Source organism: Mycobacterium sp. 4D054, assembly GCF_052245755.1.
Taxonomy (GTDB): Bacteria; Actinomycetota; Actinomycetes; order Mycobacteriales; family Mycobacteriaceae; genus Mycobacterium.
In genome coordinates, this window is the sequence record NZ_JBQQCF010000029.1 from 20719 (window position 1) to 44755 (window position 24037).

Below are 24037 nucleotides of genomic sequence, written 5' to 3' on the forward strand. Positions count from 1 at the left end.
ATCGGACGTTTCGGCGACCTGTGCGCACTCTCGTTAGCGGAAACACATCTTGACACTGACTAGTTGAGAGTGGCACTGTCAAGACTAGTCATTGTCAAGATTTGGGAGGGACCGTGAGCTCCACCGTCACAACCACCGTCCGGGCCGGCGACCGTGACCGCGACGCCACCGCGGCCTTGCTCGGGCAGGCGCTGGCCCAGGGATATCTGGACATGGCCGAGTACGAGACCCGCCTGCAGGCCGTGTACGACGCGCACACCACGCCGGACCTCCGCGGACTCACCGCCGATCTGCCGGTGGCTGAGTTGCGCCGCAACGATCCGCAGCGTGCGGCCGCCCGCCGCGCCATGGCACGGCGAGGCATGCACCTTCATCTGGCGGGGTACCTGGCCATGGTCGTCGTGGTGCTCACGGTGTGGCTGGTCGTCGGGCTGACCGCGGGGTCCTGGTACTTCTGGCCGATCTGGCCGATCCTGGGCGCGGGTATCGGCGTGCTCGGCCACGCACTGCCGGTCAGGAACGCGTTCGGGCCGTGCGGTCGCTAGGCCGGGTCGCCGTACTCGTCGAACCAGTAGGCGAGCTTGCCGCGACGGCTGACCGCGCGCAGCCGCCGCTCGGCGAGCTCCCGCGTCACCGACGTCGTCACGATCAGCAGTTCGTCACCGACCTGCAGGCGGGTCACCGGTTGCGGGACGAACGGCCGACCCGCCCGGATGATGAGCGTGATGACGCTCGGATCGGGCAGCCTCAGCTCGAGCACCGTCACGTTGTGCAGCCGCGACCCCGGCAACACCGTCATCGTCAGCAGCTCGGCATCCAGCACGTCCAACGGTGCTGCGTCGATCTGAATCTCACGGGTGGTGTCGCGCGGGATCAGGTGCAGCCGCTCGGCGACCAGCCGCAGGCTCGGCCCCTGAATCACCGTGAAGAGCACCACGAGGATGAACACGATGTTGAGCAGGCGCCAGCTGTCGGGCACGCCCGCCACGATCGGGTAGGTGCACAGCACGATGGGCACGGCGCCGCGCAGACCTGCCCAGGACAGGAACACCTGTTCACGCCACGGAACCCGAAAACCGATGAGCGACACCACGACCGACAGCGGCCGAGCCAGCAGCAGCAGAACCAGCCCGGCCACGACGGCCGGCACCACCTCGTCGAGCAGTTCATCGGGCGACACCAGCAGACCGAGGATGACGAACACCCCGATCTGGGCCAACCAGCCGGCGCCCTCGGCGAACGAGCGCGTCGCCGACCGGTGCGGCAGACCCGAGTTCGCCAGCACCACGCCGGCCAGATAGGCGGCGAGGAACCCGCTGCCGTGCGCGGATCCCGCCGCGGCGAACGCGAGCATGCCCAGACCGAACGTGGCCAGCGGGTACAGCCCGGCCGCGGGTAAGGCGATGCGCCGCAACGTCATCGCACCGAGCACGCCGAAGCCGAGGCCGAGCACCGCCCCGATCGCCAGCTCGTAGGCCATCGTCCCGACGATTTCCACCGGGTCGAGGTCCAGCGGGACGACGCTGAACAACATCACCAGGATCACCGCCGGGGCGTCGTTGAAGCCCGACTCCGCCTCCAGCAGACCGCTCAGCCGCCGCGGCAGCGGCACCACCCGCAGCACCGAGAACACCGCGGCGGCATCGGTACTGGACACCACGGCTCCGAGCAGCAGTGCCAGCTGCCAGTCCATGCCGAGGATCCAGTGCACGGCCAGCGCGGTCACCGCGGTGCTCACCGCGACACCGACGGTGGCGAGCACGGCGGCCGGGGCCAGCACCTTGCGGATGTCCCCGAAGCGCGTCGTCAGACCGCCCTCGACCAGGATCACGGCCAGCGCCGCGGTGCCGAGATCTTGCGCGAGCTGGGCGTTGTCGAACTGCAGTCCCAGCCCGTCCTCACCGACGAGCACACCAACCCCGAGAAACAGCAATAGGCTGGGGAGGCCGATGCCGGTGGCCAGCCTCGTCGCGGCGACGCTCGCCAGGAGCACGAGCCCCCCGATGAACATCGCCACGTAGAGCTGGTGCAGTGTCACTGGAAAGAGTAAATCAGGACAGTCCTCACCCGGCCGGGCAAAAGGAGAGTCGATGCGGATCGCGATCGCCGGTGCGGGTGCCGTCGGCCGGTCCGTCGCGCAGGAGCTGGTCGAGTACGGCCACAAAGTCCTGCTCATCGAGAAGGAGCTCGGCCGCTACCAACCCGCGACGGTGCCCGGCGCCGACTGGCTGTGGGCCGACGCGTGTGAGGTCGCCTCGCTCGAAGAAGCCGAGATGCAGATCTGCGACGTCGCGATCGCGGCCACCGGCGATGACAAGGCCAACCTCGCGATGGCGCTGCTGGCCAAGTCCGAGTTCGGTATCGACCGCGTGGTCGCCCGGATCAACGACGCCCGCAACGAGTGGTTGTTCACCGAGGCGTGGGGGGTGGACGTGGCGGTCTCGACGCCGCTGGCGCTCGTCGCCGCGATCGAGGGCGCCATCGACGTCGGCCACCTGATACGGCTGATGGCACTCGGCAAGGACTCACGCGGCGATCTCGGGGCGCGCGCCGCCAACGTCGCCAAGATCACCCTGCCCGCCGACAGCCCGCTCGTGGCACAGCGCGTGCAGGACCTGCCGATGCCGGCCGACAGCGCGCTGGTGACGCTGACCCGCGGAAACCGTTTGATCGTCCCGGAACCGCAGGACGTACTGCATGCCGGCGACGAATTGCTGTTCGTGTCTGCGTCCGGCGTCGAGGAGCACATCAAAGCAATGGTGCGGGGTACCCGTAGACTGAAGTGACTCCAAAGTCAGTACGGCTGACACTTTTGTCCACCTGCCCGACGGTAAGCCCGCCCGACAGCGTGCCGCCCACGACGAGACGGAGCCATGCTCGCCATCCTCGCTGCCCATGCAGCCGCCGCCCTGCTGGCGCCCCTACTGGTGTATCGCTGGGGGCGAGCCGCGTTCTATCCCCTGGCGCTGGTGCCGCTGGCGTCATTGGTGTGGGTGGTGGCGAACTGGCCGGCGAAGGGCCAGTCGCACACGGTCGACGTGGCCTGGGTGCCGGGCCTGTCGATGGACATCACGTTGCGCTTCGACGCGCTGGCCGCCGTGATGAGCGTGCTGGTGCTGGGCATCGGCGCTCTCGTCCTCTTCTACTGCGCCGACTACTTCCGCCATCACGACGGTCGCGAGGAAAAACGCCTGCCCAGTTTCGCCGCCGAACTGGTGGCGTTCTCCGGCGCCATGTTCGGCCTGGTCACCAGCGACAACATGCTGGTGCTCTACGTGTTCTGGGAGATCACGACGGTCCTGTCGTTCCTGCTGGTGGGCCATTACGCCGAACGGGCGACGAGCCGGCGGGCCGCGATGCAGGCGCTGCTGGTGACCACGTTCGGCGGGCTGGCGATGTTGGTCGGCATCGTCGTCATCGGCAATATCGCAGGCACCTTCCTGCTGTCCGAGCTGATCGCGAATCCGCCGACGGGGCTGGCCGCCTCGGTGGCGGTGATACTCATCCTCATCGGCGCACTGTCGAAGTCGGCGATCGTGCCCATGCACTTCTGGCTTCCCGGCGCCATGGCCGCGCCGACCCCGGTCAGCGCATACCTGCATGCGGCCGCGATGGTGAAGGCCGGCGTCTACCTGATCGCGCGGATGACACCCGGGTTCGCCGACAGCCCCGAATGGCGCCCGACCGTCGTCACCCTCGGGCTGTTGACGATGCTTCTCGCCGGCTGGCGCGCGATCCGCGAGTACGACCTGAAGCTGATCCTTGCCTTCGGCACCGTCAGCCAGCTCGGCTTCATCACTGTGATGGTCGGTGTCGGCGGCAGCGAGATGATGCTCGCCGGCCTGGCAATGCTGTGCGCGCACGCGATGTTCAAAGCCTCGTTGTTCATGGTCGTCGGCATCATCGACCACGCCACCGGCACCCGCGACATCCGCAGGCTGGCCTGGCTGGGTGACCGCAGCAAGCCGCTGCTGATCATCGGCTGCGCGGCGGCCGCCAGCATGGCCGGGCTGCCGCCGTTCTTCGGGTTCGTCGCCAAGGAAGCGGACTTCGAGACGGTGCTGCACAGCCCGTACCTGGGCGCCGCGTCGCCGTTCGTGCTCGCCGGCATCGTGCTGGGCTCAGTGCTGACCACGGTTTACAGCCTGCGGTTCGTGTTCGGGGCCTTCGGCCGGAAAGGGCTGCCGCACCCGAGCACCCGGGTCGAGGAGATGCACCGCCCGGAGACGGGTTTCCTGATCCCGCCCGCGATCCTGGCCGCCGCGGGGCTGCTGTTCGGCCTGTGGCCGAAGCCGCTCGACAACGTGCTGCGCGACTACAGCGACACCGTGCCCGACCCACCGGGCTACAAGGGCGACTATCACCTGGCCCTGTGGCACGGGGTGAACCTTCCGCTACTGCTCTCGGTGTTGGTGCTGGCCACCGGCGTCGCGGTGTACTTCTCGCGGACCCGACTTCGTCGCGCACGCATGCCGTTTGTGCCGCTGGGCAACGCCGACCGCATCTACGACGCGGTGATCCGCGGCGCCGATGTGCTCTCGGTGCGCTTGACCGCGCTCACCCAGCGCGGGTCACTGCCGCAGACGCAGTCGTTCATCCTCATCACGCTGGTGCTCCTGCCGCTCGGTGTGCTGGTATCGGGCGCCCGCGACCGGCCCCACTTCCAGTTGTGGGACTCGCCGCCGGTGGTGGTGGTCGGGCTGCTGATGATCGCCGCCGCGCTGGCGGCCGTGGTGATGCGCAACCGTCTGGCGGCGGTCCTGCTGGTCGGTGTCACCGGTTACGGCTGCGGCGCGATCTTCGCGTTTCACGGCGCACCCGACCTGGCGTTGACGCAGTTCCTGGTCGAGACGTTGACGCTGGTCGCCTTCGTCCTCGTGCTGCGCACCCTGCCCGCCGAGACCAGTCGTGCGGAGAACACCCGCTTCCGGCTGCCGCGCGCCGCGCTCGCTGTCGCCGTCGGCGCGGCGGTGACGACGCTCGCGGCGTTTGCGATGGCCGCCCGCACCGGCCGGCCCATCGCCGAGCTGCTGCCCGAAGCGGCCTACGTGCGGGGCCACGGCTCGAATACCGTCAACGTGATCCTCGTCGACATCCGCGCCTGGGACACCATGGGTGAGGTTTCGGTGCTCCTCGTCGCCGCCACGGGTGTCGCGTCAATGGTGTTCCGCAGCAGGCGTTTCGGTGCCGCGCCACGCGTGTCCGACGCCGGTCAGCCCGACATCGGCCAGCTGCCCGCGGCGTTCAACACCAGTCCCGCCGCCGGGGACATCACCTGGCTGCGGGGCAGCGAACTGCGTGATCCACGGCACCGATCGCTGGTCCTGGAGGTCGCCACCCGGCTGATCTTCCCGGTCATGATGGTGCTGTCGGCGTACTTCTTCTTCGCCGGCCACAACGTGCCCGGCGGTGGATTCGCCGGCGGCCTGATGGCCGGGCTGGCGCTGGTGCTGCGTTATCTGGCCGGCGGGCGTTACGAACTCGGCGAGACGCTGCCGCTCGATGCGGGCAAGATCCTCGGCGCGGGTCTGACGCTGGCCGCCGGAACCGCTGCCGCCTCACTGCTTCTCGGTGCGCCCGTGCTGTCGTCGGCGGTCATCTCGTTCGACGTGCCGGTGCTGGGCACCGTCAAGTTCGTGACGGCACTGTTCTTCGACCTGGGCGTGTACCTGATCGTGGTCGGTCTGGTGCTCGACGTGCTGCGCAGCCTCGGGGCACGCATCGACGTCGAGATGAGCGAACAGCTGCGCCAGCGGACCGGCCGGACGGTGAGGCAGCCATGACCACATTTCTCGTACCGCTCATCCTGATCGGGGTGCTCACCAGCGCCGGGGTGTACCTGCTTCTCGAACGCAACCTCACCCGGATGTTGCTGGGTCTGTTGCTGATCAGCAATGCCATCAACCTGCTCATCCTCCACGCCGGCGGTCCGTCGGGTAACCCGCCTGTCCGCGGGCGCACCAGCGGCACGGAGACGGCAACCGCAGATCCGTTGGCGCAGGCCATGATTCTCACCGCGATCGTGATCACGATGGGCGTGGCCGCCTTCGTGCTGGCGCTGACCTACCGGTCGTACCGGATCAACACCATCGAGGAGGTCAGCAACGACCCCGAGGACATCAGGGTGTCCCAGCTCTCCGGCAAGGAGGACGACGAAATCGAGGAGCGCATGGTGCCGGACGTGTCCCGCGACACCGACCTGCCCGACGAGCTCGACGCTCTGCCCGGATACGAGGGGTCGCGATGATCGGCGCTCAGTTCGCGTCGGTACTCACACCGCTGCCCGTCCTCGTCCCGATGCTCGGTGCCGCGGCGACGCTGTTCGCCGGCCGCCGACCGCGACTGCAGCGCTCGATCGCGGTGTTCGGGCTGTCGGCGGTCGTGGTGGTGTCGGCGGTGCTGCTGTACCTGGCCGACCGCGACGGAACCATCGCCCTGCAGGTCGGCGGCTGGGGTCCGACCGAGGCCGGCATGGGTCCGTTGGGTGTGACGCTGGTGGTCGACAGGCTGTCGGCGCTGATGCTGGTCGTGTCGTCGATCGTGCTGCTCGCCGTGGTGTTCTACGCCATCGGGCAGGGCATCCGCGACGGCGACGAACGCCAGCCGGTGTCGATCTTCCTTCCGACCTACCTGGTGCTGTCGGCGGGCGTTTTCATGGCGTTCCTCGCCGGGGACCTGTTCAACCTGTTCGTCGGCTTCGAGGTGCTCCTCACCGCCAGCTTCGTGCTGTTGACCATCGGCGCCAGCAAGGAACGGGTGCGTGCCGGCATCTCGTACGTGATGGTGTCGATGGTGTCGTCGCTGGTGTTCCTCTTCGGCATCGCGCTGGTCTACGCGACCACCGGCACGCTGAATCTCGCCGAAATCGCGGTCCGCCTCGACGATGTGCCCGAGGGCACCCGGATGGCGCTGTTCGCAGTGCTGCTGGTCGCGTTCGGCATCAAGGCCGCTGTGTTTCCGCTGTCGGCGTGGTTGCCCGACTCCTACCCCACCGCTCCGGCGCCGGTCACCGCGGTGTTCGCCGGCCTGCTCACCAAGGTGGGTGTGTACGCGATCATCCGCGCGCACTCGCTGCTGTTCCCGGGCGGCGGGATGGACCGCATCCTGCTGGTGGCGGGTCTGCTGACGATGATCATCGGCATCTTCGGTGCGATCGCCCAGAGCGACATCAAGCGGCTGCTGTCCTTCACGCTGGTCAGTCACATCGGTTACATGGTGTTCGGCATCGCGCTGTCGACCCACCTGGGCATGGCGGGGGCCATCTACTACGTCGCGCACCACATCCTGGTGCAGACGACACTGTTCCTGGTCGTCGGCCTCATCGAACGCCAGGCCGGCGCGTCCACGCTGGAGCGGCTCGGCGGGCTGGCCGCGGCCAGTCCGCTGCTGGCGTTCGTCTTCGTCGTCCCCGCGCTCAACCTCGGCGGCATCCCGCCGTTCTCCGGATTCATCGGAAAGGTGGCGCTGCTGGAGGCCGGTGCCGAATCCGGATCTGTGCTGGCTTGGATCCTGGTGGCGGGCAGCGTCGTGACCAGCCTGCTGACGCTCTACGTGGTGGCCCGGGTGTGGACCAAGGCGTTCTGGCGGTCCCGCAAAGACGCACCCGAAGGGCACCTGTCGGGTCCGGCGCCGGCGGCTCTGCTGGACAACACCGAAGAAACCATGGACATCGAACTCGTCGACCGTGACGATGTGGGCCGGATGCCGGCCGGCATGCTCGCGCCCACCGGCGCCCTCATCGTGGTCGGCCTGTTGCTCACGATCCTGGCGGGACCGATCTTCGCCTACAGCGACCGCGCCGCCCATGAGGTGATGGACCGCGGCCAGTACATCGGGGCGGTCCTCGGGGGGACGCAATGAGAACAACGACCCTGCGCGTCTGGAGTGTGTGCTGGCTCGTGCTGGTGTGGGTCCTGTTGTGGGGCAACATCTCCGCGGCCAACCTTCTGTCGGGCCTGGCGGTGGCGCTCGTGATCACGCTGCTGCTGCCGTTGCCGCCGGTTCCCGTCGAGGGACGGTTCCACCCACTGTCGGTGTTGCGACTCGTCGCCACGGTGACGGGCTGGCTGGTCGTGTCGTCGTTCCAGGTGGCGGCGCTGGCCGTGAAACCCGGGCCGCCGCCGCTCACCGCGGTGCTGCGGGCGCACCTCCATGTCAAATCCGACCTGGTTCTGGCGCTGGCGGTCAACATCCTCAACCTGACGCCCGGGAACATCGTGCTCGAAATCGACCAGGCACGTCGCATGATCTACGTCCACGTTCTCGACGTCGGGTCCGACCGCACCGTCAACCGCTTCTACCACCAGATCGACAAACTGCAGAAGCTCCTGGTGGCGTCCTTCGAACGCGATGCGGACTGGAAACCCTCGGCGGATAAGGAGGTCGACCCCGCATGATGTACGTCTGGATCGTGGCAGGGGCGATGCTGTCACTCGCGGCGCTCGCCACCATGTTCCGCATGCTGCTCGGCCCGACCACGCTGGACCGGTTGGTCGCATTGGACACCCTGGTCGCCGTGACGATGTGCGCCATCGGTACCTGGGCAGCCTTCAGCCTCGACACGACCGTCACCTACAGCCTGACCGCGCTGGCGCTGATCACCTTCGTCGGTTCGGTGAGCGTCGCCAGGTTCCGTGTGCCGGACGTCGCCGACCCAGCCGACAAGGGGCACATCCGATGACCGTCTCCGACATCGTCGCCGCCGGGTTGATTCTCTCCGGTTCGGCTCTTGCCCTGACCGCCGCGATCGGCGTGGTCCGGTTCCCCGACACGCTGTCGCGGATGCACGCGGCCACCAAGCCGCAGGTGCTCGGTCTGCTGCTGGTGCTGGCGGGTGCCGCGATCCGGCTGCGCGGCAACATCGATGTCGGCATGCTGATCCTGACCGGCATGTTCACCGTGATCACCGCGCCGGTGATCGCGAACCGAGTGGGTCAGCTTGCCTACCGCGAGCAGAACATCCGCGACGACCTGCTGACCAGAGACGAAATGCATGATTTCGCCGCCGAACGGGAACACGGCGGCAATGACGGTTCTGGACGGTGACCCGGGCGCCATCGATGCCCGGCTGACGCCGTTGCGCGTGGCGAACGCACGTGCCGAAGAGGTGGAGTCACCCCGTCCGCTGTTCACCGATCCGTACGCCCGGCTGTTGGTCGAGGCGGCCGGATCCGGTGCACCGGAGCTGCCGTGGGTGACGAGTTACGTTGCGGCGCGGACGAAGTGGTTCGACGATTTCTTTCTGGCCGCAAGTTCGGCCGGGGTTTCGCAGGTCGTGATCGTCGGGTCCGCCCTCGACACCCGCGCGTGGCGGTTGCCGTGGCTCAGTGACACCGTCATCTACGAGGTGGAGCGGCCGGCACTGCTGGAGTTCAAGCAGCGCGTCGTGGCAGGGGCCGGCGCCTCCCCCGCGGCCCGGCATGTGCCGGTGCCGTCGGACCTTCGCGACGACTGGCCGCGGGCGCTGATCGCGGCCGGCTTCGACGCCGGCGAGCCGACGGTGTGGGCGGTGGAGGGTCTGCTCCCCGGTCTGTCAGTCGACGACCAGGAGCATCTGCTCGACAGGATCGACCTGTACAGCGCGCGGGGCAGCAGGATCGGGATCGAAGCACTCGCCGAAGGCCCCGACCACGCGTGCTGGTTGTGCGCGCGGATGTGGGAGATGAACGCGACGGCCACCGCCGATCTCATGGAGCGGTATCACCGCGCACTGCCGGCCGAGGCGGACGATCCGGCGACGCGGAGCGTGTTCCTCGACGGCCGAAAGCTCTGATTCGTCAATGGAACCGGTAAACGGTGACCTCTGCCGGGTGCTCACTCCGACAGCTGGAACATCACCATCGCCGTCACCGTGTCGACCGCCTCGGACAGTGCGGTGACGCGATCGGCCGCAGTCGGCGCGGCCAGCACCGAGTACCGGTCGGCCTGACCCATCGGAAGACGGGTCGCCAACGCGTACAACCACGTCGACGCCTCGCCGGACGCATCCGCGCCGGCCACGATGTCGCGGGCATTGACCTGCGCGCCCCGGGCCGTGGCAATCCGCTCGAACAGCGCCACCATCCGGTCCTCGATGTCGCGGATCGCGTCGACGTCCACCGGACGCCCCGGCTCATCGGGCCACACCTCGACCACCGCCCTCGGGTACGGGTCGTCGGGAAGCCATTCGAGCACCCGGATCCGCTCTCCCATCACGCATGTCAACCGGTACCGACCGGCCCCCAGATCAGCGTGTTCGGTGATGTGGGCCAACGCGCCCACATCGCTACGGCTGTCACCTCCGCCGACCTCCCGGCCCGCGGCGATCAGCACCGTGCCGAAAGCGGGATCGTCGGCGGCCAGGCACGCCTGTACCAGCGCCGAGTAGCGCGGTTCGAAAACCCGCAGCGGCAGCCCCTCCCCGGGCAGCATCGCCACCTCGAGCGGGAACATCGGCACCGTCGGCATCGGTTACAGCACCAGCTCACTCACCAGCGCGTCCACCACCGCGCGCAGGTCACCGTCATGCTCCTCGGCGACCCGACGCTGACGCTGGTACGACGCGCCGCGGTGGTAGATGTCGGGAACCCGAGACAACTCCTCGACACAGGACAGCCGTTTGGCCGCCGGTTGCAGACGTTCGACCAGGTCGTCGAGGTCCTCGGTCACCAGGCGTTCGTTGCTGTCGGCGTCCAGGATGATGATCGCGTCCAGCCCGTAACGCGCTGCGCGCCACTTGTTCTCCTGCACATGCCACGGCGGCATCACCGGCAGCGACTCCCCGGCGTCGAGCCGACGGTCCAAATCCACGATCAGGCAGTGGGTGAGCGCGACGAGGGCCGACAGCTCGTGCAGGTTGGAGACACCGTCGAAGACCCGGACCTCGATCGTCCCGAGATGCGGGGAAGGCCTTATGTCCCAGCGGATCTCATTCATATGATCGATGATGCCGGTCTTCTTCTGGTCGCTGACGAAGCGCTCGAACTCGCGCCATTCCTGGAAGTGGAACGGCAGGCCGGCGGTCGGCAGCTGCTGGAACATCATCGCCCGGTTGCTGGCGTAACCGGTGTCCTCGCCGTCCCAGTACGGCGACGAGGCCGACAGCGCCAGCAGGTGCGGGTACTGATGGAGCAGCGAGGTGATGATCGGCATCACCTTGTGCGCCGACGAGACGCCGACGTGCACGTGCACACCCCAGATCAGCATCTGCCGCCCCCACCACTGCGTCCGCTTGATCAGCTCCGCGTAGCGGGGGGCATCGGTGAGCTTCTGCACCGACCAGTCCGCGAACGGGTGTGTGCCGGCGCAGAACAACTCCATGCCCCGCTGCCGCACGACCGTGCGCACCGGCCGCAGCGTCGAGGCAAGGTCGTCCATCGCCTCGGCGGTGTTGTCACAGATGCCCGTGACCACCTCAACGGTGTTGCGCAGCAATTCCTTGTGCACGCGCGGGTTCTCACCGATCTCGGCGATCACCGACGCGGCTTCGTTGCTCAGATCGCGAGTCACCGCGTCGACGAGGGCGAACTCCCACTCGACGCCCAGGGTCGGCCGGACCGACCCGGCGAAGTCGATTCGACCGTCGGCCCTCTGGTCAGCGGCGGGTGATGACACCGCACGCCACCCGCGCTCCGGCGTCGCCGGTCGCCAGGGTGGTCTGATCCGGCGGCGGATCGCCGTTGATCTGCTGGTACCGCTCCGGCGGAATGTTGGCGAAATTGTCGGGCTTCTCGTGGATGATGATCGCCGTGCCCGCGCCGTCGAGCAGCTGCTCGGCGGTGAACGCGTCGGTGGTGGTCACCAGCTTCGCCGAGCCGTCCTCGCGCACCTGCAGCGACGACAGGTCGCCGCTGGCGGGGTGGCCGCTGTGGCCGGGCACCTGCAGGTGTCCGCCCGCGGAGTTGAAGTTGCCCGGTGCACCGCCGGTCGGGGCGACGGAGTTGGCCTCGCACTTGCCCACCGAGTGGATGTGCATGCCGTGGAAACCGGGCTCGAGTCCACCACCGGTCGCCTCGACCGTGACGGTCGCATAACCGTCCGAGAACGCGATGTCGGCGGTGGCCACGGTGGTGCCGTCGGCCAACTTCAGGTCGGCCTTCAACGTTTCCCCGGCGGCCGCCGAGCCGCCTCCGTGTCCGGCACCGTGCTCGTCCGGCCCCGCCGACGGCGAGGGCGAACCGGTCCATACCGGCGGCGTGGTGCCGGGTGAATCCGAGGGCACTTCGCCGGGAGGAGAGCACGCACTCAACGCAAGTGCGGGCACTGCGAACAAGGTGGCAGCAGCAACGGACCTGAGCATGAGCAAGAGCCTAGCCGGTGACCAGCACGACGACGCCCGGTGGCTGCTCTGTGAGCTCGGGCACCCGCGGAGCGACGGGCGCCTCCAGCACACGGCCCACCTCTTCGGCGGCCTCCTGCTCACCGGGCGTCTCGCCGAAGTACACCGTGGTCGCCGCGACGTCGGGCACGGTCAAGTTGCCGGTCTCGGTGACGTTCCACTCGGCGTCGCGCAACCTCGTGGCGGTCGCCTCCGCGGCCCCCGGGGTCTCGGAGATGTTGAAGACACGCACCTCGGGCCGGGCGGGCTCCTGCGGAGCCGCACTCGTGGCGGTGGTCGTCGACGTCACGGTCGCCGAGGACGCCGAGGACTCGTCGTCGTCGGAGCCACCCAGGGACTGGAGGCCGACGAGCAGGAATATGACACCGAGGAACAACAGCACCATCACCATGGCACGAATGGGCAGCCCGGAGGAATCTCGCTGGTTCATCGGCGCCTACTGTATCCCGGGCCCGCGTGTCCGGCGGTGACCCTAAGTGACCTCGAAACCGAGACGACGCGCCGCGCGCGCCTTCTGCCTGCTGGCGCGCAGCCTGCGCAGGCGCTTCACCAGCATGGGGTCCGCCGCAAGCGCTTCGGGCCGATCCACCAGCGCGTTCAGCACCTGGTAGTAGCGGGTCGCCGACATGGAGAACAGCTCCTTGATGGCGTCTTCCTTGGAGCCGGCGTACTTCCACCACTGCCGCTCGAAGGCGAGAATGTCATGCTCTCGACGGGTCAGTCCGTCGGTGGGCTCGGTGTCGTCCCCAGAACGCTCAGCCCGCGCGATGGCGCCGTCCATTTCGCTACTTGGACCCTTCCGGAAATCGAGAATGACATCAATGTGGTTTCGGCGAGTATTCAATCACGGTTGAGTCACGTGCACCGACAACATCGCCGCGAGTCGGCGGTGGAAACAACCGCGGACACCCCGCACCCTAAGCTTCCTCGCATGGCCGTTAGACCCATCCGCATCGTGGGAGATCCCGTCCTGCACACCGCGACCGAACCGGTGCCCGTCGGGGACGACGGTTCGCTGCCGGCCGATCTGGCCGATCTGATCACCGATCTGTACGACACGATGGACGCCGCGCACGGAGTGGGGCTGGCCGCCAACCAGATCGGGGTCAACAAGCGGGTCTTCGTCTACGACTGTGCCGACGCCCGCAAGAAGACCACCCGCCGGCGCGGCGTGGTGGTCAACCCGGTGCTGGAAACGTCCGAGGTGCCCGAGACCATGCCTGACCCGGATGACGACGACGAGGGCTGCCTGTCGGTGCCCGGCGAGTCGTTCCCCACGGGCCGCGCCGACTGGGCGCGGGTGACGGGACTGGACGCCGACGGTCAACCGATCACCATCGAGGGCACCGACTTGTTCGCCCGGATGCTGCAGCACGAGACCGGCCACCTCGACGGCTTCCTCTACCTCGACCGCCTGATCGGCCGCAACGCCCGCGCGGCCAAGAAGGCGGTGAAGTATCACGGCTGGGGCGTGCCCGGGCTGTCGTGGATGCCCGGCGAGGACCCCGACCCGTTCGGCCACTGAGCGATGACCGAGCTGCCTGAGGTCGGATCTCGGGTCAGCCTGCGTTACCGGCTCCCCACGGGTTCCGAACGGCCGATGTCCGACGTGGTCGGCCACATCATCGAATCCGGCGCAGACACCGGTGAGGTGGTGCGGATCCGCACCCGGCACGGCGACGTCGTCGAGGTTCTGCGTGAGGACGTGCTGGCAGTGCGGGTGGTGCCCGAGATGCCGGTGCGCACGGGGGAGATCCGCAACCTGGAGCACGCGGCGGCGCTGGGGTGGCCGGGCACCGAGCACCAGTGGCTGGACGGCTGGCTGCTTCGACACGGGCAAGGAGTCACCCGGCGCGCGAATTCGGCGGTGCCATTGAGGTTTTCGTCACACAGCGAGATCACACGGGTGATCGAGTGGTACTCGGAGCGAGGGCTGCCCGCGGTGGTTTCAGCTCCGGATCGGCTGCTGCGGTTACCCGCTGGTATCACCACTGATGCCGAGAATCTGGTCATGGCAACGGATGTCGCCGGCGGCCGAGCGACCGACGTGTCCGTCGCAGCGAGACCCGACGACACCTGGATGGCGCTGTACCAGCGGGACGTGCCGGTGGATGTTCTCACCGCGGTGGTCGACGGCGCAGTCGGCTTCGGCGAACTCTCCGGGGCCGCGGTGGGGCGGGTGGCGGTGACGGACGCGCCGGACGGTACCCGGTGGGCCGGGATCTCGGCGGTGCGCGTGTCGGAGGAGGCCCGGCGCCGAGGCCTGGCCAGGCGACTGTGCGAGGGGCTGCTGGACTGGGCGCACACTCGCGGCGCCACACGCGCCTACGTCCAGGTGGTGACCGACAATTCGGCCGCGCGCGCGCTCTACGAGTCGATGGGATTCCGCGTGCACCACCGTTCCCGGTACGTCCGCGCCGAGGGCCTACTGTAAGCCCATGCGACTGGCCACCTGGAACGTCAACTCAATTCGGGCCCGTGTCGATCGCGTCACCGATTGGCTGGAACGCGCCGATGTCGACGTGCTCGCAATGCAGGAGACGAAGTGCTCCGATGACCAGTTCCCGACCATGCCGTTCGCCGCGCTCGGCTACGAGATCGTGCACTGCGGTTTCAACCAGTGGAACGGAGTGGCGATCGCGTCGCGGGTCGGAATCGACGACGTCGAGGTCGGATTCGACGGCCAGCCCACCTGGAGCGACAAGCCCGAGGTGGAGGCCGCGGCCGAGGCCCGCGCGCTGGGCGCGACGTGCGGCGGGGTCAGGGTGTGGAGTCTCTACATCCCGAACGGTCGCACCGTCGGTTCACCGCACTATGCCTACAAGCTGGAATGGCTTGCGGCGTTACGCGACACCGCTTCGGCGTGGCTGACGCCAGAACCGTCGGCGCCGATCGCCCTCGTCGGCGACTGGAACATCGCTCCCCTCGACGATGACGTGTGGGACATTTCGCTGTTTCAGGACAGCACCCACGTCACCCCGCCCGAGCGGGCAGCGTTCAACGCGGTCGTCGATGCCGGGTTCACCGACGTCGTAAGGCCTTTCACGCCGGGACCTGGCACATTCACGTACTGGGATTACACACAGCTGCGGTTTCCGAAAAATCGCGGCATGCGCATCGATTTCATCCTGGGTTCCCCCGCACTGGCCGAGCGCGTCATCCACGCCGAGATCGCCCGAGACGAACGCAAGACCGGCAAGAACCGCGTGGGCACCCCCAGCGATCACGCCCCGGTCGTCGTGGATCTGACCGACTGATCGCACGAAGACGGGGCACCTCCGGTTGGAGATGCCCCGTTGCTCGTCGCTTACTCGACGATCTCGTCGCTCACTTCACGTCGACGTGGTACACGTAGCCCGTGACGCTCTGCTGGAAGGTCCGGTCGTAGCGGTAGTCGCGAACGGTCGAGCGGATCTCGCCGCCCTTGTTGATGCCGACGACGGTGGCTTCGCTCAGCGGAACGTCCGAAAGGCGATTGACCACGACGCGGTTGCCCTCAGCCTCCAGCTGGCTGATCGTCGCGTCGGCGTTGCCACCCGTCGGGGCAGCCATGGCGGGGGCGGCCAGTCCGAGGACGGCGGCGCTCAGGCCGGCTGTGATGGCGGAGGCCATGGTGAGTTTCTTCATTATTGTTGCGCTCTTCCCTTGGTCGGGTCGGAGCCGTCGGAACATGTCGCGCGGTCTCGACTTGTGATGTCTCGTTCGGATCCTCTGTGATCCGTCTCCTTGAACCAGCAGGTCAGGCGAATAATTCCCATGGCAGAAAGTTGCGGCCGGTTGGCATTACTACGCCGGTGAGACTTGTCGCAGCCGGCATCTAGCATCGAATGCATGTTCGAGTCGCGGTCGGAGGCGTCGGTGCTGGCTGAGCTGCTTGACCGGCGCATCGGCGCACAACCCGACCGCGACATGGAGGCAAGTCGATGATCACCGGTTTCGCCCTGGTCGCGCAACGGCCCCCACCCCCACAGCCCGACACCAACCCCGACCACAACGAACCCCCACCCGTCTAGGAGCAGCCGATGAAAATCCTTGTGGCTACCGGCCATACGCAGGGGACACACCCCGGTGACTATCACTTCTGCATCGAGCGGGAGCTGGTGTGGATACAGGAACCGTGCGACCGGGACCGCCGCGATCCCGACGGCCCGTGCGGATGTGGACGCGGGTTCGCCGGCGCGGCGTCGCACCGCGCGACCACGACTGCGATGGTCGTCGAGTCCGAGATGAGTCGCGACGACGTGGTCCTGGCATTCCAGACGAGTCTCGCCGACGGCGGCTGGCCCGTCTCCTGGGCCGATGACGTCGCCGACGACAACCTGGAGATCGCCGCACAATTGCCTGTCGGCGCGATCATCACACGCAGGCTCGAGAACTTCTTCTTACGCGGCGCACTGTTCTAGACGGCATGGGTGACGCTCGATCCTTGACACGCGGATGCGATCCAGCCGAAACACCCTCCTGCGATCGCGCCGCCGTCAAGATGAAACGGATCGAAGGACAACGCGATCGCCGCGACGGTGAACACCGCGAAACCGATGTTGTAGATACGCACCCGGCCGAACATGTCGCCGAGCCGCCCGAAGGGCACCACCAGCACCGCGGTCACCACGAGATAGCCCATCAACATCCAGAGCAGGTAGCTGATGTTGGCCGAGGCGAGGGGGTTGAGCCCGATTCCGCGGAAGATGGCCGGCAGCGAAATCAGCACGATCGACGCGTTGATCGTGGCCAGCAGCGTTCCCAGCGTGGTGTTCGACAGGACAATCCACTTGTAGTGGGGGTGCTCGGCATTCATCCGTCTGCGGCGTCCCTCTGTCTCCGCCGCCGCACCGGTCTGAATCGTCGTCGTCACCGCACCCAATTCGTCCACAAAACATACGTTAGCTATATAAATTTGGTCGGGGCAATTCGCACCGCGCCCGCGCGTGCTGTTCCCTGCGCCCGGTCGCTGCGCTAGCGTGGCACCGACACCACACGCGGGAGCGCGTACCGAGCGCGCTGAGAGGACGGGTAGGCCCGTCGACCGTACGAACCTGACCGGGTAATGCCGGCGTAGGGAGAACTCATATGTCTGACGTCGTCAATGTCACCACCGGGCCCATCCAGGGCAGCACCAAGGTGTACCGGAACGGGGTGCCGTTCCGCCGGGTGAACCTCACCAACGGGGAGCATCTCGACCTGTACGACACCTCCGGCCCGTACACCGACGGCAGTGCCGTCATCGACCTGGGCGCCGGTCTGCCCCGCCGCACCGTCGTGCGCGACCGCGGCACTCAGCTGCAGCGGGCCCGGGCCGGCGAGATCACCGCCGAGATGGCGTTCATCGCCGAACGCGAGGGCGTCTCGCCTGAACTCGTCCGAGACGAGGTGGCCCGCGGCCGCGCGGTGATCCCCGCCAACCACAACCACCCCGAGGCCGAGCCGATGATCATCGGCAAGGCGTTCGCGGTGAAAGTCAATGCGAACATCGGTAATTCGGCGGTGACCTCGTCGATCGCCGAGGAGGTCGACAAGATGGTGTGGGCCACCCGCTGGGGCGCCGACACCGTCATGGACCTGTCCACCGGCCGCGACATCCACCAGACCCGCGATCAGATCCTGCGTAACTCGCCGGTGCCCGTCGGCACCGTCCCGATGTACCAGGCCCTGGAAAAGGTCGGCGGCGATCCGGTGAAAATGACCTGGGAGGTCTACCGCGACACCGTCATCGAACAGTGTGAGCAGGGCGTGGACTACATGACCGTGCACGCCGGCGTGCTGCTGCGCCACATCCCACTGACCGTCGACCGCGTCACAGGCATCGTCTCGCGCGGCGGCTCGATCATGGCCGCGTGGTGTCTGGCCCACCACCGGGAGTCGTTCCTCTACACCAACTTCGAGGAACTGTGCGAAATCCTCGCCCGCTACGACGTGACGTTCTCGCTGGGTGACGGCCTGCGTCCCGGATCGATCGCCGACGCCAACGATGCCGCCCAGTTCGCCGAGCTGCGCACCCTGGGTGAACTCACCAGGATCGCGAAAGCCCATGGCGTGCAGGTGATGATCGAAGGACCCGGCCACGTCCCGATGCACAAGATCGTGGAGAACGTGCGCCTGGAGGAGGAACTCTGCGAGGAGGCGCCGTTCTATACGCTCGGCCCGCTGGCCACCGACATCGCCCCGGCCTACGATCACATCACCTCCGCGATCGGCGCAGCCATCATTGCGCAGGCCGGTACCGCGATGCTGTGTTACGTGACGCCGAAGGAACACCTCGGGCTGCCCAATCGCAAGGACGTCAAGGACGGCGTCATCGCCTACAAGATCGCCGCCCACGCCGCCGATCTCGCCAAGGGCCACCCGGGGGCTCAGGCCAGGGACGACGCCCTGTCCAAGGCGCGCTTCGAGTTCCGCTGGGAGGACCAGTTCAACCTGTCACTGGACCCTGACACCGCCCGCGAGTTCCATGACCAGACCCTGCCGGCCGAACCGGCCAAGACCGCTCACTTCTGTTCGATGTGCGGACCCAAGTTCTGCTCGATGCGGATCAGCCACGAGGTGCAGGAAGCCATGAAGCAGAAGTCCCGAGAGTTCGCCGACCAGGGCAACAAGGTGTATCTACCGGTGGTGACGTCATGACTTTCCTGCCGCTCACCGCAGCGGGACAGGCCCCGCGACGGGTGATGACCATCGCCGGATCGGACTCTGGCGGCGGGGCGGGCATCCAGGCCGACATGCGGACCTTCGCACTGCTCGGTCTGCACGGCCTGGTCGCCGTCACCGCCGTCACCGTCCAGAACTCAGTGGGTGTCAAAGGTTTTCACGAGATCCCGCTCGATGTCGTGGCCGGCCAGATCGAGGCGGTGGCCTCCGACATCGGGCTGGAGGCTGCCAAGACCGGGATGCTGGCGTCGCCGGAGATCATCGAGACCGTCTCCGACACCTGGGTCGAGCAGGGGCTGCACGGCAGGGTCCCCCTGGTGGTCGACCCGGTGTGCGCCTCCATGCACGGCGACCCGCTGCTACACCCGAGCGCATTGAACGCGCTGCGTGACAAGCTTTTTCCGCTCGCAACCCTGGTGACCCCGAACCTCGACGAAGTGCGCCTGCTCGTCGACATCGACGTGGTCGACCGGGAGTCCCAGCGCGCCGCCGCCCGCGCACTGCACGCGCTCGGACCGCAGTGGGCCCTGGTGAAGGGCGGGCACCTGCGCTCGTCGTCCCACAGCCCCGACCTGCTGTTCGACGGCACCGACTTTTACGAGTTCGACTCCACTCGCATCGACACGGTGCACGATCACGGCGCCGGAGACACCCTGGCCGCGGCCACCGCGTGTGCCCTCGCGCACGGCTACACCGTCCCCGACGCGGTCGCGTTCGGGAAACGCTGGGTCACCGAATGCCTGCGCGCGGCCTATCCGCTGGGCCGGGGGCACGGACCGGTGTCAGCTCTGTTCCGGCTCGGGACATGACGGCGGGCCGCGATCTCGACGACATCGCGGGCATCGCGCACGAACCCGACGGCGCCCCCGCAGGCGTCGTCGCGCTGACGCACGGCGCCGGCGGCAGCCGGGAATCGCCGATGCTGGCGGCGCTCTGCGACCAGTGGGCACGCCGCGGCTGGCTCGCCGTGCGCTACAACCTGCCGTACCGCCGCCGCCGTCCCAAGGGCCCGCCGTCCGGTTCCGCGGCCGCTGACATGGCCGGCATCGTCGAGGCGGTCGCCGCCGTGCGCTGTCTGGCCGACGGCCCGGTGATCGCCGGCGGGCACTCCTACGGCGGCCGGCTCACGTCGATGGCGGTGGCCGACGGCCTGGAAATCGACGTGCTGACCTTGTTCTCCTATCCGCTGCACCCGCCCGGCAAGCCGGAACGCGCGCGCACCGAGCACCTGCCGCGGATCACCGTGCCCACGGTGTTCACCCACGGCACCGCTGACCCGTTCGGCACCCTCGACGAGCTCCGGCCCGCGGCCGCGCTCATCGCCGCCCGCACCGAGATCGTCGAGGTCACCGGCGCGCGCCACGACCTGAACTCCAAGAAACTCGACGTTGCGGCCCTTGCCGTCGATGCCGCCCTGCGGATGCTGGCCTGAGTTATCGTCGCAGCGTGACCGTGCCACCACCCGGCGGCTATCCACCGCCGCCTCCGCTGCCGTACCAGGGCGGGCCGGTTCAGCCTTTTGCGACACCCGCCCCGCGGACCAACTGGTGGGCGGTCGTCTCGCTGGTCTTCGGCGTCATCGGCGGGGTCCTGATCAGCCTGGTCTGCGGCTTCGTCGGCCTGAAGAAGGCCAAGCAGTACCGCAGCGGCCGCGGCATGGCGATCGCGGGACTCGTGCTCTCGGCGCTGTGGTCGGTCGGGATCGTCGTGCTCGCGATCGTCGCGGTCGTCTCCGATGACACCGTCGCGGCGACGAAGGTGAAGCTGGGCGACTGCCTGGCCGAGATCCCCGGCGGGGACCGGGTGCTCGACGTCACGACGGTCAGTTGTGACCAGCCCCACGCCGGTGAGGTGTTCGCCGTGCTGACCATGCCGGACGGCGTGTTCCCCGGTCAGGCCGCGGTCGAGGGCTATCACCAGAAATGCGCTCCTGAGCTGCGCAGCTACTCGCCGCAGTCCGTATCCGACGATTCGGTGCAGCTCTACGTGCTCTTCCCCACGGCCGAGACCTGGGCCGACGGCGACCGCGCCGTGACCTGCATCGCGACGGTCAACCCGCCGCGGGCGGGATCGCTGCGCGGCTGAATCGGCACGAACCTCGGGTACCGTTGCGCCATGGCTTCGGAGCACTTCGAGGCGGTCATCGTGGGAGCCGGCTTCGCCGGTATCGGTGCTGCCATCCAGTTCAGGCGGATGGGCATCGAGAACATCGTGATCCTGGACCGAGAGGATGACCTCGGCGGCACGTGGTACGTCAACCACTACCCGGGTCTCGCGGTCGACGTCCCGACGACCACCTATTCCTACTTCTTCGAGCCGAACCCGAACTGGTCGCGGCTGTTCTCCACCGGCGCGGAGATCAAGCAGTACGCCGACGACGTCGCCGACAAGTACGACGTACGCCGCCACATGCGCTTCGGGGTCACGGTCGAGGGTGCGCGCTGGGACGAGGACGCCAAGCTGTGGCGGGTCAACCTCGCCGACGGCTCCACACTCGCCACGCGGTACCTGGTCACCGCCACCGGATTCCTGTCCCAGCCCCGCATGCCCGACATCCCGGGCATCACCGAGTTCGACGGCCGGATCATCCACACCACCGCCTGGGACGACTCCTACGACCCGACCGGCGACAGGATCGCCGTCATCGGCACCGGTGCCACCGCGGTGCAGTTGATTCCCGAACTCGCGGACAAGGCCGCCGACCTGACGGTCTACCAGCGCACCCCGATCTGGGTCGCACCCAAGGTCGACTTCCGGTTCTCCGAACGCGCCAAGCGGCTGTTCGCCCGAATGCCGTGGACGCAGCGCATCATTCGCGCGATCACCGACACCGTCTACGAGACGATGATCAACGTCGGTGTGGTGCACTACCGCGTCCCGTTGTTCCGCCGCCTGAACATCTCCGCGATGGACCTGTGCAAGATCAACCAGTTCATCCAGATCCGGGACAAGGACCTGCGCCGCCGGATGACACCGGACTACGACATCGGATGTAAGCGGCCGACCTTCTCCAATAAGTACTTCCGCACGTTCACCCGCCCGCACGTGCACCTGCAGAGCGATGGTATCGAGCAGGTCACCGCCGACGGGATCGTCAACGCCGACGGCTCCAAGACCGTCATCGACACCCTGGTGCTGGCCACCGGATTCGACCTGTGGGAGGCGAACTTCCCGGCCATCGAGGTGATCGGCCGGGACGGCCGCAACCTCGGGAAGTGGTGGCGGGAGAACCGGTTCCAGGCCTACCAGGGCGTGTCGATGCCCTACTTCCCGAACTACCTCAGCCTGGCCAGTCCGTACGCGTTCCTGGGTCTCAACTTCTTCAACACCATGGAGTACCAGATGCGGTTGATGGACCGGCTTTTCGGTGAGCTCAAGCGCCGCCACGCCACCACCTTCGAGGTCACCGAGCAGGCCAACACCGCGTACCTGGACAAGATGACCGAACTGCTCGGTGACTCGTTGTGGACGCTGGGCAATTGTGCGGCATCGCGCTCGTACTATTTCAACCCGCACGGCGAACCGAGTCTGCTTCGGCCGATGTCGACGCAGAACGCCATCACAGAAGCTTCGACCTTCCCGCTCAGCGACTACCAGATCGTCTAGTATCCGGTTGTGCCCAAAGAAAACTCACGCGTCGCCACTATCGCCGGACTGCTCCTCGCCGGTGCCGGGGTCTCGCACTTCGTCGCCCCCGCTCTCTACGAGGGTCTGACCAAGCCCGCGTTCCCGACCGACACCCGGCAGCACGTGTACATCGACGGCGGCATCGAGACCGCCGTCGGTCTCGGCCTCGCCTACCCGAAGACGCGCAAGCTGGCCCTGTTCGGGCTGGTGGGCTATCTGCTCTACTTGGCCGGCAACGTCGCCCGTAACCGGTAGCGGCCCAGCAGCGTCACGTCCACCAGGCCCTGCACGGTCTGCCTGGCGTCCTCGGAATCCGCGTAGCGGACCAGGCGTCCCAGGTCGACCACCAGGGCCATGGCGGCGTGCACGGCGAAGCGCGCCTCGGCGGCGCTCCACTCCGGCCGCACCGCGACGACGAGCTCGACCCAGGACTCCACGGTGGCACGCTGCAGGTCCCGCACGATGCGTTGGTCGGCGGCGGACATGTTCAGGCGCTCGCTGTAGTAGACGCACTCCAACTCGGGTTGATCGAAGGTCCGCTCGACATAGCCGTCGATGACCGCGGTGAGCGCCTCCTCGGGGTCTGACACCGTCGCGACGACCGACGTCAGTTCGGCCGACACTCGATCGGCGGCGCGCCGGAAGATCGCGGCGAGGATGTCACTTTTGCCCGAGAAGTACTTGTAGATGCCGGAAGTCGGTATCCCGACAGCCGAGGCGATCTCCTCCATCGTGGTGTCTCGGTACCCGTTGCGGTTGAACAGTCGCATCGACTCCGTCAGCAGCGCTTCGTATTTCGACGCCTCAACCGCCGGCCGCACCGGCGCCGGCCCGACGCGGACGCGCGGCGGGTCACCCGTCGGCTCGGCGGCCAGCACCTCGCGGCAGATCTGCGCGAACAGCCGGTGCACCTGCGCGGCAGGCAGTTTCGCGCGATGGTCGACGATGCTGCCGACGATCGAGAGCACCGCCGTCGACCGGATCGACAGCTGCCCGTCGCTCAGCTCCGGCCGTAACACCGCCAGCGGCCGGTGGATCCGTCCATGCACGGTCTGAATCTGTTCGAGCAGGGTCGCCTGGTCCTCACCGCGCAGATACCGGTTCTCCCAGCGGTACAGGCCTCCCGAGCTGCGGTTGGCCAGCGCGGTGTCGGTCAACGCGGACACCAACCGGTCGAGCACCTCCTGCGGGTCGTCCCCGTCGATGTCCGCGGTGCCGTCCACCAACTGCTGACCGAGGTTGAGCACGGCGTCGCGGAACAACTCGTACTTGCCGGCGTAGTGCCGGTACAGGGCGGCGGCGGAGATGCCGACGCGGGAGGCGATCATCTCCATGCTCACGCCGTGGTAGCCCAGCGCGCTGAATGCTTCGGCCGACGCGCGCGCGATCTGCGCTTTACGGTCCTTGGGCCGACGTCGGATGCCGTTTTCCCCGGCGGTGCTCGCCACC

27 protein-coding genes, 1 pseudogene and 1 riboswitch are annotated in these 24037 nt (G+C 67.7%); of the genes and pseudogenes, 19 read left to right on the forward strand and 9 right to left on the reverse strand.

Annotated features, from left to right (window positions below):
- Positions 1-113 precede the first annotated feature (113 nt).
- On the forward strand, positions 114-545 hold the full coding sequence (locus ACTWP6_RS19865; protein ID WP_443188579.1) for a DUF1707 domain-containing protein: 432 nt from the start codon (positions 114-116) through the stop codon (positions 543-545).
- Here the strand turns inward: ACTWP6_RS19865 and ACTWP6_RS19870 are convergent.
- On the reverse strand, positions 542-2038 hold the full coding sequence (locus tag ACTWP6_RS19870) for a potassium/proton antiporter (protein WP_260756763.1): 1497 nt from the start codon (positions 2036-2038) through the stop codon (positions 542-544). The two genes, ACTWP6_RS19865 and ACTWP6_RS19870, sit on opposite strands and share 4 nt — an antisense overlap.
- A gap of 52 nt (positions 2039-2090) precedes the next feature.
- Here ACTWP6_RS19870 and ACTWP6_RS19875 point away from each other — a divergent pair, with 52 nt between their 5' ends.
- The 8 genes from ACTWP6_RS19875 to ACTWP6_RS19910 all read left to right on the forward strand — a co-directional run bounded on the left by ACTWP6_RS19875 (position 2091) and on the right by ACTWP6_RS19910 (position 9772).
- A complete protein-coding gene (locus ACTWP6_RS19875; protein WP_260756762.1) occupies positions 2091-2786 on the forward strand; it encodes a potassium channel family protein in 696 nt (231 codons plus the stop codon).
- An 87-nt stretch (positions 2787-2873) separates the two neighbouring features.
- The gene (locus tag ACTWP6_RS19880; protein ID WP_260756761.1) at positions 2874-5783 is read left to right on the forward strand and encodes a Na+/H+ antiporter subunit A; all 2910 of its coding nucleotides are present in this window, start codon (positions 2874-2876) and stop codon (positions 5781-5783) included.
- Positions 5780-6247, forward strand: a complete 468-nt coding sequence (locus ACTWP6_RS19885) for a Na(+)/H(+) antiporter subunit C (protein WP_260756760.1) — start codon at positions 5780-5782, stop codon at positions 6245-6247. Before ACTWP6_RS19880 ends, ACTWP6_RS19885 begins: the two co-directional genes overlap by 4 nt.
- Positions 6244-7860, forward strand: coding sequence for a Na+/H+ antiporter subunit D (locus ACTWP6_RS19890; RefSeq protein ID WP_443188580.1), 1617 nt, complete (start codon positions 6244-6246; stop codon positions 7858-7860). The genes ACTWP6_RS19885 and ACTWP6_RS19890 overlap by 4 nt, the downstream gene beginning before the upstream one ends.
- A complete protein-coding gene (locus tag ACTWP6_RS19895) occupies positions 7857-8396 on the forward strand; it encodes a Na+/H+ antiporter subunit E (RefSeq protein ID WP_260756758.1) in 540 nt (179 codons plus the stop codon). The genes ACTWP6_RS19890 and ACTWP6_RS19895 overlap by 4 nt, the downstream gene beginning before the upstream one ends.
- Positions 8393-8680, forward strand: a complete 288-nt coding sequence (locus tag ACTWP6_RS19900; protein ID WP_260756757.1) for a monovalent cation/H+ antiporter complex subunit F — start codon at positions 8393-8395, stop codon at positions 8678-8680. Before ACTWP6_RS19895 ends, ACTWP6_RS19900 begins: the two co-directional genes overlap by 4 nt.
- A complete protein-coding gene (gene mnhG / locus ACTWP6_RS19905; RefSeq protein WP_260756756.1) occupies positions 8677-9045 on the forward strand; it encodes a monovalent cation/H(+) antiporter subunit G in 369 nt (122 codons plus the stop codon). Before ACTWP6_RS19900 ends, mnhG begins: the two co-directional genes overlap by 4 nt.
- Positions 9026-9772: an SAM-dependent methyltransferase gene (locus ACTWP6_RS19910; RefSeq protein ID WP_443188581.1), complete on the forward strand. Its 747-nt coding sequence runs from the start codon at positions 9026-9028 to the stop codon at positions 9770-9772. The genes mnhG and ACTWP6_RS19910 overlap by 20 nt, the downstream gene beginning before the upstream one ends.
- 41 nt (positions 9773-9813) lie before the next feature.
- Here the strand turns inward: ACTWP6_RS19910 and ACTWP6_RS19915 are convergent, their stop codons facing one another.
- Genes ACTWP6_RS19915 through ACTWP6_RS19935 form a run of 5 tightly spaced genes read right to left on the reverse strand, consistent with a single transcriptional unit; the run spans position 9814 to position 13097 of the window.
- Positions 9814-10446, reverse strand: coding sequence for an LON peptidase substrate-binding domain-containing protein (locus ACTWP6_RS19915; RefSeq protein ID WP_260756753.1), 633 nt, complete (start codon positions 10444-10446; stop codon positions 9814-9816).
- Between the two features lie 3 nt (positions 10447-10449).
- Complete coding sequence (locus ACTWP6_RS19920; RefSeq protein WP_260756751.1) at positions 10450-11592, reverse strand: glutamate--cysteine ligase; 1143 nt, start codon at positions 11590-11592, stop codon at positions 10450-10452.
- Positions 11573-12277 carry a superoxide dismutase[Cu-Zn] gene (gene sodC, locus ACTWP6_RS19925; RefSeq protein ID WP_260756750.1) on the reverse strand — a complete coding sequence of 235 codons (705 nt, stop codon included), beginning with the start codon at positions 12275-12277 and terminating at the stop codon, positions 11573-11575. The genes ACTWP6_RS19920 and sodC overlap by 20 nt, the downstream gene beginning before the upstream one ends.
- 10 nt (positions 12278-12287) lie before the next feature.
- Entirely contained in the window at positions 12288-12746 is a 459-nt protein-coding gene (locus tag ACTWP6_RS19930; RefSeq protein ID WP_260756748.1) for a LytR C-terminal domain-containing protein, read from the reverse strand.
- Between the two features lie 42 nt (positions 12747-12788).
- Positions 12789-13097, reverse strand: a complete 309-nt coding sequence (locus ACTWP6_RS19935) for a DUF3263 domain-containing protein (protein ID WP_067955004.1) — start codon at positions 13095-13097, stop codon at positions 12789-12791.
- A 150-nt stretch (positions 13098-13247) separates the two neighbouring features.
- On the opposite strand from ACTWP6_RS19935, the gene ACTWP6_RS19940 reads away from it, so the two are divergent.
- The 3 genes from ACTWP6_RS19940 to ACTWP6_RS19950 are packed head-to-tail and all read left to right on the forward strand — an operon-like array spanning position 13248 to position 15573.
- The gene (locus ACTWP6_RS19940) at positions 13248-13841 is read left to right on the forward strand and encodes a peptide deformylase (protein WP_260756745.1); all 594 of its coding nucleotides are present in this window, start codon (positions 13248-13250) and stop codon (positions 13839-13841) included.
- Between the two features lie 3 nt (positions 13842-13844).
- Positions 13845-14750, forward strand: coding sequence for an N-acetylglutamate synthase, CG3035 family (locus tag ACTWP6_RS19945; protein ID WP_260756744.1), 906 nt, complete (start codon positions 13845-13847; stop codon positions 14748-14750).
- A gap of 4 nt (positions 14751-14754) precedes the next feature.
- A complete protein-coding gene (locus tag ACTWP6_RS19950) occupies positions 14755-15573 on the forward strand; it encodes an exodeoxyribonuclease III (protein ID WP_260756742.1) in 819 nt (272 codons plus the stop codon).
- 70 nt (positions 15574-15643) lie between these two features.
- Here the strand turns inward: ACTWP6_RS19950 and ACTWP6_RS19955 are convergent, their stop codons facing one another.
- Entirely contained in the window at positions 15644-15943 is a 300-nt protein-coding gene (locus ACTWP6_RS19955) for a hypothetical protein (RefSeq protein ID WP_260756741.1), read from the reverse strand.
- A gap of 395 nt (positions 15944-16338) precedes the next feature.
- Between ACTWP6_RS19955 and ACTWP6_RS19960 the strand changes: the two genes are divergently transcribed.
- A complete protein-coding gene (locus ACTWP6_RS19960) occupies positions 16339-16719 on the forward strand; it encodes a DUF7715 family protein (protein WP_260756740.1) in 381 nt (126 codons plus the stop codon).
- Here the strand turns inward: ACTWP6_RS19960 and ACTWP6_RS19965 are convergent.
- A pseudogene (locus ACTWP6_RS19965) lies at positions 16719-17114 on the reverse strand (hypothetical protein); the annotation flags it as partial. The gene ACTWP6_RS19960 and the pseudogene ACTWP6_RS19965 sit on opposite strands and share 1 nt — an antisense overlap.
- 171 nt (positions 17115-17285) lie before the next feature.
- Positions 17286-17395, forward strand: a riboswitch (TPP riboswitch).
- On the opposite strand from ACTWP6_RS19965, the gene thiC reads away from it, so the two are divergent.
- From thiC to ACTWP6_RS19995, 6 genes are all read left to right on the forward strand, one after another.
- Positions 17387-18937, forward strand: coding sequence for a phosphomethylpyrimidine synthase ThiC (gene thiC, locus ACTWP6_RS19970; protein WP_443188582.1), 1551 nt, complete (start codon positions 17387-17389; stop codon positions 18935-18937). It overlaps the preceding riboswitch by 9 nt.
- Entirely contained in the window at positions 18934-19770 is an 837-nt protein-coding gene (gene thiD, locus ACTWP6_RS19975) for a bifunctional hydroxymethylpyrimidine kinase/phosphomethylpyrimidine kinase (protein WP_443188583.1), read from the forward strand. Before thiC ends, thiD begins: the two co-directional genes overlap by 4 nt.
- The gene (locus ACTWP6_RS19980; protein WP_260756735.1) at positions 19767-20393 is read left to right on the forward strand and encodes an alpha/beta hydrolase family protein; all 627 of its coding nucleotides are present in this window, start codon (positions 19767-19769) and stop codon (positions 20391-20393) included. Before thiD ends, ACTWP6_RS19980 begins: the two co-directional genes overlap by 4 nt.
- Before the next feature lie 14 nt (positions 20394-20407).
- Positions 20408-21046 carry a septum formation family protein gene (locus ACTWP6_RS19985; RefSeq protein ID WP_443188584.1) on the forward strand — a complete coding sequence of 213 codons (639 nt, stop codon included), beginning with the start codon at positions 20408-20410 and terminating at the stop codon, positions 21044-21046.
- Between the two features lie 30 nt (positions 21047-21076).
- A complete protein-coding gene (locus ACTWP6_RS19990; RefSeq protein WP_443188585.1) occupies positions 21077-22567 on the forward strand; it encodes a flavin-containing monooxygenase in 1491 nt (496 codons plus the stop codon).
- A 9-nt stretch (positions 22568-22576) separates the two neighbouring features.
- Complete coding sequence (locus ACTWP6_RS19995; RefSeq protein WP_260756730.1) at positions 22577-22843, forward strand: hypothetical protein; 267 nt, start codon at positions 22577-22579, stop codon at positions 22841-22843.
- Here the strand turns inward: ACTWP6_RS19995 and ACTWP6_RS20000 are convergent.
- Complete coding sequence (locus tag ACTWP6_RS20000) at positions 22810-24036, reverse strand: TetR/AcrR family transcriptional regulator (protein WP_443188586.1); 1227 nt, start codon at positions 24034-24036, stop codon at positions 22810-22812. The genes ACTWP6_RS19995 and ACTWP6_RS20000 overlap by 34 nt on opposite strands.
- Between the last annotated feature and the right edge of the window lies 1 nt (position 24037).

What these genes read in the sequence shown, in the direction of transcription:
- ACTWP6_RS19955 (WP_260756741.1), bottom strand. Translation starts at nt 15,943, where the DNA reads ATGAAGAAACTCACCATGGCCTCCGCCATCACAGCCGGCCTGAGCGCC.
- ACTWP6_RS19950 (WP_260756742.1), top strand. Translation starts at nt 14,755, where the DNA reads ATGCGACTGGCCACCTGGAACGTCAACTCAATTCGGGCCCGTGTCGAT.
- ACTWP6_RS19890 (WP_443188580.1), top strand. Translation starts at nt 6,244, where the DNA reads ATGATCGGCGCTCAGTTCGCGTCGGTACTCACACCGCTGCCCGTCCTC.
- ACTWP6_RS19945 (WP_260756744.1), top strand. Translation starts at nt 13,845, where the DNA reads ATGACCGAGCTGCCTGAGGTCGGATCTCGGGTCAGCCTGCGTTACCGG.
- thiD (WP_443188583.1), top strand. Translation starts at nt 18,934, where the DNA reads ATGACTTTCCTGCCGCTCACCGCAGCGGGACAGGCCCCGCGACGGGTG.
- ACTWP6_RS19895 (WP_260756758.1), top strand. Translation starts at nt 7,857, where the DNA reads ATGAGAACAACGACCCTGCGCGTCTGGAGTGTGTGCTGGCTCGTGCTG.
- ACTWP6_RS19900 (WP_260756757.1), top strand. Translation starts at nt 8,393, where the DNA reads ATGATGTACGTCTGGATCGTGGCAGGGGCGATGCTGTCACTCGCGGCG.
- mnhG (WP_260756756.1), top strand. Translation starts at nt 8,677, where the DNA reads ATGACCGTCTCCGACATCGTCGCCGCCGGGTTGATTCTCTCCGGTTCG.
- ACTWP6_RS19885 (WP_260756760.1), top strand. Translation starts at nt 5,780, where the DNA reads ATGACCACATTTCTCGTACCGCTCATCCTGATCGGGGTGCTCACCAGC.
- ACTWP6_RS19880 (WP_260756761.1), top strand. Translation starts at nt 2,874, where the DNA reads ATGCTCGCCATCCTCGCTGCCCATGCAGCCGCCGCCCTGCTGGCGCCC.
- ACTWP6_RS19940 (WP_260756745.1), top strand. Translation starts at nt 13,248, where the DNA reads ATGGCCGTTAGACCCATCCGCATCGTGGGAGATCCCGTCCTGCACACC.
- ACTWP6_RS19935 (WP_067955004.1), bottom strand. Translation starts at nt 13,097, where the DNA reads ATGGACGGCGCCATCGCGCGGGCTGAGCGTTCTGGGGACGACACCGAG.
- sodC (WP_260756750.1), bottom strand. Translation starts at nt 12,277, where the DNA reads ATGCTCAGGTCCGTTGCTGCTGCCACCTTGTTCGCAGTGCCCGCACTT.
- ACTWP6_RS19960 (WP_260756740.1), top strand. Translation starts at nt 16,339, where the DNA reads ATGAAAATCCTTGTGGCTACCGGCCATACGCAGGGGACACACCCCGGT.
- ACTWP6_RS19980 (WP_260756735.1), top strand. Translation starts at nt 19,767, where the DNA reads ATGACGGCGGGCCGCGATCTCGACGACATCGCGGGCATCGCGCACGAA.
- ACTWP6_RS19930 (WP_260756748.1), bottom strand. Translation starts at nt 12,746, where the DNA reads ATGAACCAGCGAGATTCCTCCGGGCTGCCCATTCGTGCCATGGTGATG.
- thiC (WP_443188582.1), top strand. Translation starts at nt 17,387, where the DNA reads ATGTCTGACGTCGTCAATGTCACCACCGGGCCCATCCAGGGCAGCACC.
- ACTWP6_RS19915 (WP_260756753.1), bottom strand. Translation starts at nt 10,446, where the DNA reads ATGCCGACGGTGCCGATGTTCCCGCTCGAGGTGGCGATGCTGCCCGGG.
- ACTWP6_RS19875 (WP_260756762.1), top strand. Translation starts at nt 2,091, where the DNA reads ATGCGGATCGCGATCGCCGGTGCGGGTGCCGTCGGCCGGTCCGTCGCG.
- ACTWP6_RS19910 (WP_443188581.1), top strand. Translation starts at nt 9,026, where the DNA reads ATGACGGTTCTGGACGGTGACCCGGGCGCCATCGATGCCCGGCTGACG.
- ACTWP6_RS19990 (WP_443188585.1), top strand. Translation starts at nt 21,077, where the DNA reads ATGGCTTCGGAGCACTTCGAGGCGGTCATCGTGGGAGCCGGCTTCGCC.